We start from the raw sequence: 7,608 nt of genomic DNA, 5'->3' as shown, positions 1-7,608 counted from the left end.
TTATTAATCGGTTTATTTAATTGTTTCTATCATAACTGATGCTTTATTCGTACGTCAAGTATTTGTTTGAATTTTCAGTTATTTAATCGAAGTGTTCCATTGTGCTTTAAACTAAACTATCGATTGGTACTCACTTAATTTAAAGGCTCTATAATTTATGGTGTTGGTGAATTTTCACTGATGCCTATTTTTTCGCAAAAAGTAGCAACATTTTCAAAATCCCTGTAAAATTAAGTCACCCTAACAAATTTATAAGGGGGTGGAAAATCTCAGCTACTACTTCTAATTGAATCGCAAATTCGTCTGGAATTACAGAGAAAACATTTGTTTTTCAAAGATATGGTGTTTAAAACAATTAGTTAAGAGCGTTTTGAGTATTTGTTACTTTGGGACACTTACTTACACACCTTCACGTTGTATCTAGTAGTTGAATGGTACTCATAAGTACTTAATATAAGGAATGGTACTCGCTGTCGTTGCGTCCCATACTACTCTCGTAAAGCTTCTAACTACTGATTGGTACTCAATTGCTTACGCAATCTCCGTCCCATACTATTCTCGTAAGCTCATGAATTCACAACGATATTAGCAATCCGCTACGATATTAGCAATGACTAAAAATAAGCAGCTACCAAAAAAGGCAGCTGCAAAAATGACTTATTTTACTAAATTTTGAATAACAACACTATTTGACATAGAGCCTAAATTTTTCCAACAAAGGAATGGTACTCACTGTCTTACGACAGCTCCGTCCCATACTATCCTTGTAAGCTCATGAATTCGCAACAATGTCAGCAATTTATCATTGTTTTACAAGGTAGAATATACTTTTATTATTTTTCTAACCATTCAGTGTGGAATGTACCTTCTTTATCAGTACGTTCATATGTGTGAGCTCCAAAGTAGTCACGTTGTGCTTGAATAAGGTTAGCTGGTAATGTTTCTGTACGGTAACTATCGTAATAAGAAACAGCTGCAGAGAATGTTGGTACTGGAATACCAGCTTTAACTGCTGTTGCTACTACATCACGCAATGCTTCTTGATAGTTGTCAGCGATATCTTTAAAGTACGGATCCAAGAAAAGATTTTTCAATTCTGGTTCTTTACTGAAAGCATCAGTGATTTTTTGTAAGAAACGAGCACGGATGATACAACCTGCACGGAAAAGTTTAGCGATTTCGCCAAAGTTTAAGTCCCAGTTATTTTCATCTGAAGCCATACGCATTTGAGCAAACCCTTGTGCGTATGATGCAATTTTACTTAGGTAAAGTGCACGACGTACTGCTTCAACAACCGCTTCTTTATCACCTGTAAATGGTGTTTTAGCAGGTCCTGTTAATACTTTACTTGCTGCTACACGTTCTTCTTTCAAAGCTGAAATATAACGTGCAAATACAGATTCAGTAATTAACGGTAATGGTGTTCCTAAATCTAAAGCACTTTGGCTTGTCCATTTACCTGTTCCTTTATTTCCAGCGCGATCCAAGATAACGTCAACTAGCGGCAAACCAGTTTCAGCATCTTTTTTCTTCAAGATATCTTTTGTGATATCAATTAAATAACTATCTAATTCGCCTTGGTTCCAGTCTTCAAATACATCTGCTAATTCATCATGTGAAAGACCTACGTGATGTTTAAGTAACGCATAAGCTTCTGCAATTAATTGCATGTCGCCATACTCGATACCATTATGTACCATTTTCACGTAATGTCCCGCGCCATCAGCACCGATATAGGCAACGCAAGGTTCGCCATCTTCAGCACGTGCTGCGATTTCTTCAAAAATAGGTGCGACTAATTCATATGCTTCTTTTTGTCCACCAGGCATGATTGCAGGTCCTTTTAAAGCACCTTCTTCTCCACCAGATACACCAGTACCGATAAAGTTAAAGCCTTCTGCACTTAATTCAGCGTTGCGTCGAATTGTATCTTTATAGAATGTATTACCACCATCGATAAGAATGTCACCTTTATTTAAGAAAGGTTTAACTGCATCGATTGTTTTATCTGTAGCATCGCCAGCTTGTACCATTAAAAGAATACGACGTGGTGATTCAAGTGAGTTTACAAACTCTTCTACAGTATAAAAAGGTACTAAATTTTTATCTGAGTGATCTTTGATAACATCTTCTGTTTTTGAAGCTGAACGGTTAAAAATTGATACCGAATGACCTCTGCTTTCAATATTCAACGCAAGGTTTTTACCCATAACGCCCATTCCAATAACACCGATTTCTTGTTTGCTCATGATTTAATCGTCCTTCCATTTCATAAATTTTATGAATACGATGTTAACAACCCGATGTTAACATTGACTTACCGTATCATCATATCAAAATATTACTATTACATCAATAATACAACACCCGATATTCTTTAAAAAACTCACTATTTAAATGTTTAATACCAAGTTTGTTCTCAATTTATTGTTTAGGTTTATTTTTTTGATATTATTAGTTACAATAGGTAGAGAATAACTATCTATCGATAAAAAGGAGTTTTTAAATTGGGATCAAATAAAATGGTTAAAATTGTTGTCTATGTATTAATTTTTGTACTTGTTGCCTCGTCACTTTTAAGTAGCGCTTTATTCTTCTTTTAAAAACGATTGCTTTTCTTCTAACGCGGAAGACAAGCTTTTTTTATGTACTAAATTGTTAAGATTTGCACTACAGCCTATTTATGTCTTTTGGCGTCACACGATGTATACATCATTACTTCTTCTTCATTGTTCAATACACGCAAACCCACTTGAGATAAAGTTTGCATTTCTAGTTGATCTTCCACTATATGAATAGGTGCAATCCACTTGATATATTCACTGATTTTTTTCACTAGAAATGGACTGATAGACATCCCTCCCGTAAGAATAACTGCATCAACATTCCCTTTAAGAACTGTTGCATATGCACCAATTTCTTTTGCAATTTGATAAGTCATCGCGTCATAAATAGCAATTGCTTCCTGGTCATCCTCAACAATTCGCCACTCAACATCTGTTAAAGAATCAGTCCCCAAATACCCTAAAAAACCACCTTGTTTCAATATTAACGGTAACTCTTTAACTTCTTCTGGTGATGCGATGTATTTTTTCATCACTGCTTCCATTGGTAATGATCCTGTTCGGATAGTACTAAAAGGCCCTTCTCCATAATAACCATTGTTAACATCAATCACTTTGCCATTTTCATGGGCGCCGACAGATACCGCCGAGCCCAAATGCACAATGATGAATTTAGCTTCTTCATAGGTTGTTCCAATTTTTTTTGCAATATGGCGTCCCACAGCCTTTTGGTTAAGTGCATTAAAATAGCTGCGTCGCACAAAATCAGGGTGTCCCGATACACGTGCCACATCTTGCAATTCATCCACTGTGGGTGGATCATAAGTAATCGCAGGCACTTGATAATACTCTGCAAGGCTATGAGCTAAAATTGCACCAAAACTACCTTCCGCTTCATAAAAAGAGTGCTCTATTAGGTCGCTCACCATTGCTTCATTAATCGTATAGGCACCACTTTTAACAGGTTGAATATACCCCGTATTACTGACAATAAGATCAATGCTTTTCATTTCTATTTTAGCTTTCTTTAACTGCAGTAATAGGCGTTGCTTTGTGGCTGTTAACTGTTTTTGTAATGTTATATAATCATTTATTGGTTGAACTTTTTGCTCCCGAATGGTTTTATTAAAAACGACCTTATCCTCATCAAATATTGCAATTTTAATTGATTGTACCCCTGTATTGATAATTAAAATACGTTTTTTTCCTAACATCCCTTATACCCCCTGGGTTCACCTCATAATAACTTGCTTACTATCTATCTTATTTTACTTTTATTTTTTCATCAAGGATTGTACCCTCGTAAAAAAAGACAGGATATCAACCGTTTTTATATCGGTGACACCCTGATTATTATTTTAGCCAATATTCTTCATTTTTTCTGATTGTTGGATCAGTTCACGTGCATGCATCTCAGTTGAAGTTGTCATTTCAACACCACTCATCATCATCGCTATTTCAGCAACACGTTTATCCAACGACAGTTCAGAAACCGTCGTACGTGTACGTGATGCAGAGACAGTTTTTTCAATATGATAATGGTTGTCTGCCATTGCTGCAACCTGTGGTAAATGTGAAATACACAACACTTGTGATCCTACTGACACAGAGTATATCTTTTGACCAATCGCTTGTGCCACTCGACCGCTAACACCGGTATCAACTTCATCAAAAATGATGCTTGTAATACCTTGATGCTTAGAAAAGATGGTTTTCATTGCTAACATCATCCGTGACAATTCCCCACCTGATGCAATTTTATGCAAAGGTTTCAAAGGTTCACCAGGGTTAGTAGATGTATAGAATTGAATACGATTATTACCGCGCTCACCTAACTCTTGTGTTTCAAAATTCACTTTAAAAATTGCTTTATCCATGTAAAGTTCTTTAAATTCATCATGAATTGATACAGTTAACTCTTCAGCTGCCTGCTGGCGTATAACGGTTAAATCATTCGCTAGGAGTTGTAACTTCTCATTCACGATTTCGATTTCTTTTTGCAATTGTTCTGAGTGTGACTCACTATGTTCTAAGTGTTCAATTTCTTGGCTTATTTTTTCATGGTAAGCCATCATTTCAGCAACTGAATCACCATATTTACGTTTTAATTGGTTGATGATATCCATCCGTGTTTCTATATTATTTAATTGCTCAGGATTATATTCCAATGTTGACAGTTCTTGATTTAAATCGCTCGCAACATCGGATAAGCTGAAATAAGCAGTTTGCACTGTTTCAAACCATTCTTTGTAACGTCCATCAACTTCTTGAATTGCAGTTAAATGATTCATCACTTTTGCTACTTGATCTAACGTTGACTGCTCACCTTGTAATAAGTCATAACTTGCTTCAACATTATGATTTATTTTTTCATAATTTGCCAATAACGAACGTTCTGCTGCCAACTCTTCTTCTTCACCTAATACGAGATTAGCTGCTTCTAATTCTTTATTTTGAAAGTGTAACATATCAATTCGTTGTGCCAATTCTTGTTCGTTTTTATTAAAACGATTAAATTCTTGACGTTTATTTTTCAACTCGGCATAGAGTAATTGGTATGCTTTTAAAGGTTCAGCTATTTTTTCTGCTGCAAACTGATCTATTAAATAGATATGATGAGCATCATTCATTAAATCTTGACTCTCATGTTGGGAATGAATATCTAATAACGTCTCGCCTACATCACGCAAATTAGTTGTTGTCACTAATTTCCCATTGATTCGACAGACATTTTTACCACTTCTCATCAATGTTCGATGTAAAACGACCATCTCATCCTCGACTTCAATCCCTAATTCTTCTAGAACAGAATGGGCACGCTTATTTTTTTCAATGGTAAACAATGCTTCTAAATCGGCTTTATCTGCACCATGTCGGATTAAATCGTTCGATGCTCGACCACCAACAATAAGTCCCAATGCATCAATAATAATTGACTTTCCGGCACCTGTTTCACCAGTTAAAACTGTAAGACCCTTTTTAAAAGATAATGAAATTTCCTCGATGATTGCAAGATGACGTATCGATAATTCTTGGAGCATGGTTTCATCCCTTTCGTGTGATTTAACGTATTATAGCATTTCTAAGAACATTGTCTCATACTCATCAGCACTTTGTTCTGACAAACAAATAACCAGAATTGTATCATCACCACTAATTGTGCCTGCAATCCCTTTGAATTGTGAGTTATCAATCAATGATGCAATCGCATTCGCATTACCTGGTAATGTATGCATAATTAATGTATTATTCACTTTCACCATACGTATAAAAGAGTCTACGAGTGTACGTTTTAACTTGTCTAATGGATTAAAACGATTGTCTGCAGGCAAACTATAACGATAACCACCTCTTAATGATGGCACTTTGACTAGGTGTAATTCTTTGATATCACGCGATACAGTCGCTTGCGTTACACTATTACCTTTTTCCTCTAGTAAAGTAACTAACTCCTCTTGTGTATCAATATCGTTATTTGCAATTAAATCCCTGATAAGAACATGACGTTGTGCTTTATTCATAACTTTCACTCCTTCTTTTAGTGAGGGTGCTCCCCTCTGTAACATGCTAAATAATTATACCATTTTTATGCATCTAAAGCGATTATCAACTATACAATAATTATTATTTCTAGTTATACTACGATCATTTTATCAAAAAAAAGAGCAATAAATGCCATCTGGCAAATTGCTCTTTAAGTAACAGTTAATAATCTTTTATTTAACACACTAACATTTGGGTATTTTCTAGCTGACAGACAACATTACTATTAGCCTTTTAATGTATGATGCCCTTTAATTACAACGTCATCGATACTTTCAGGCGCATTATATTCTGCTTCAACAGTTGTATCTGCAGTCCAACGTAAATGTGCGATGAATTCAATGTTACCCTCTCCACCTGTAATAGGCGAAAAACTTAGATTACGAACTTCATATCCCAATTTACGAGCAAAATCCAGCACTTCTTCTACCACTGCTTTATGTACTTTAACATCGCGTACAATTCCTTTTTTACCTACTTGTTCACGACCCGCTTCAAACTGGGGTTTAATCAAAGCCATCACATCACCATTTGTTGCTAAAATAGTGGTTAGGTTGGGTAAAATTAAACGCAATGAAATAAATGAGACATCGATTGTTGCAAATTCTGGTTGTCCTTTTGTAAAACTAGCTAATTCTGCGTAACGGAAGTTAGTATGTTCCATGACTTCAACACGTTCATCATTGCGCAATTTCCACGCTAATTGGTTAGAACCAACATCAAGTGCATAACTCATTTTCGCACCATTCTGTAAGGCGCAATCTGTAAAACCACCTGTCGAACTACCGATATCCAGCATAATTTTATCTTGAATATCAAAATCAAATGCTTCTAAAGCTTTTTCCAGCTTTAGGCCGCCACGACTAACGTATGGCATCCGTTGGCCTTTTACATTCAACTCTACCGTAATTTCAATTTTTTCACCTGGTTTATCCACTCGTTCTTCTTTAATATAGACAAGACCTGCCATTACAGCACGTTTCGCCTGTTCGCGTGTATCAAATAATCCTTGTTGTACCAAAAGTACATCCACACGTTCTTTAATTTTCATTTAGTTTACTCCTTCATTCCATGTTCTCTATAAAGTCATGTATTTTCTTAGCGATAGTAACTGTGTCTATACCAAAAAGATGTAACTGTTCATCTGGTTTTCCATGAGGTATAAAGTGATTAGGTAACCCCATTATTTGAATAGGTGCAGCTGTCTTATCATGAAGATAGGATAACACACTTTCACCTAATCCCCCCGTTGTAATGGCTTCTTCAATAATAAAGACTGGTATTTTTCGATTGGCTAAATCATTTAAATAAGTAAAATCCATTGGTTTTATAAAACGGGCGTTTACCACTTCTATTAAAATACCTTTTACTTTTAATAATGCAGCAACTTCAATCGCCGTTTTAACCATTGGCCCATAAGCAATAATAGCCACAGTTGCACCTGGAAGTGTCACTTCCCACGAACCAATTGGAACCGTCGCTATTGTTTCTTTTAATGGCG

Annotated in this window: 7 protein-coding genes; 1 reads left to right on the top strand and 6 read right to left on the bottom strand. The window is 35.8% G+C overall.

Going from position 1 to position 7,608, the window contains the following annotated elements; all coding sequences use genetic code 11:
* Positions 1-833 precede the first annotated feature (833 nt).
* Positions 834-2,249, bottom strand: coding sequence for an NADP-dependent phosphogluconate dehydrogenase (gene gndA / locus IKV95_RS04835; RefSeq protein WP_069118888.1), 1,416 nt, complete (start codon positions 2,247-2,249; stop codon positions 834-836).
* A gap of 273 nt (positions 2,250-2,522) precedes the next feature.
* Here gndA and IKV95_RS11185 point away from each other — a divergent pair, with 273 nt between their 5' ends.
* Positions 2,523-2,603: a hypothetical protein gene (locus tag IKV95_RS11185; RefSeq protein ID WP_227002028.1), complete on the top strand. Its 81-nt coding sequence runs from the start codon at positions 2,523-2,525 to the stop codon at positions 2,601-2,603.
* Between the two features lie 74 nt (positions 2,604-2,677).
* Here the strand turns inward: IKV95_RS11185 and buk are convergent, their stop codons facing one another.
* From buk to IKV95_RS04810, 5 genes are all read right to left on the bottom strand, one after another.
* Positions 2,678-3,778 (bottom strand): butyrate kinase, encoded by a 1,101-nt coding sequence (gene buk / locus IKV95_RS04830; RefSeq protein ID WP_029091151.1) that lies wholly within the window; start codon positions 3,776-3,778, stop codon positions 2,678-2,680.
* Positions 3,779-3,922: 144 nt separating this feature from the next.
* Positions 3,923-5,605: a DNA repair protein RecN gene (recN, locus tag IKV95_RS04825; protein ID WP_069118890.1), complete on the bottom strand. Its 1,683-nt coding sequence runs from the start codon at positions 5,603-5,605 to the stop codon at positions 3,923-3,925.
* Between the two features lie 30 nt (positions 5,606-5,635).
* The gene (ahrC, locus tag IKV95_RS04820; protein WP_029091149.1) at positions 5,636-6,085 is read right to left on the bottom strand and encodes a transcriptional regulator AhrC/ArgR; all 450 of its coding nucleotides are present in this window, start codon (positions 6,083-6,085) and stop codon (positions 5,636-5,638) included.
* A 248-nt stretch (positions 6,086-6,333) separates the two neighbouring features.
* Positions 6,334-7,158: a TlyA family RNA methyltransferase gene (locus IKV95_RS04815; RefSeq protein ID WP_069118891.1), complete on the bottom strand. Its 825-nt coding sequence runs from the start codon at positions 7,156-7,158 to the stop codon at positions 6,334-6,336.
* Positions 7,159-7,171: 13 nt separating this feature from the next.
* The coding region (locus tag IKV95_RS04810; RefSeq protein ID WP_287451453.1) for a transketolase C-terminal domain-containing protein at positions 7,172-7,608 on the bottom strand (437 nt) is incomplete at its 5' end.

The sequence above is a fragment of the Brochothrix sp. genome, from assembly GCF_017549435.1.
Classification (GTDB): Bacteria; Bacillota; Bacilli; order Lactobacillales; family Listeriaceae; genus Brochothrix; species Brochothrix thermosphacta.
The sequence above is the reverse complement of the archived record's forward strand: the minus strand, read 5'-3'. Positions and strand labels throughout refer to the sequence as shown.

Bases quoted from the DNA above. Each gene is read 5' to 3' on its own strand.
- gndA (WP_069118888.1), bottom strand. From the start codon at position 2,249: ATGAGCAAACAAGAAATCGGTGTTATTGGAATGGGCGTTATGGGTAAA.
- IKV95_RS11185 (WP_227002028.1), top strand. From the start codon at position 2,523: ATGGTTAAAATTGTTGTCTATGTATTAATTTTTGTACTTGTTGCCTCG.
- buk (WP_029091151.1), bottom strand. From the start codon at position 3,778: ATGTTAGGAAAAAAACGTATTTTAATTATCAATACAGGGGTACAATCA.
- recN (WP_069118890.1), bottom strand. From the start codon at position 5,605: ATGCTCCAAGAATTATCGATACGTCATCTTGCAATCATCGAGGAAATT.
- ahrC (WP_029091149.1), bottom strand. From the start codon at position 6,085: ATGAATAAAGCACAACGTCATGTTCTTATCAGGGATTTAATTGCAAAT.
- IKV95_RS04815 (WP_069118891.1), bottom strand. From the start codon at position 7,158: ATGAAAATTAAAGAACGTGTGGATGTACTTTTGGTACAACAAGGATTA.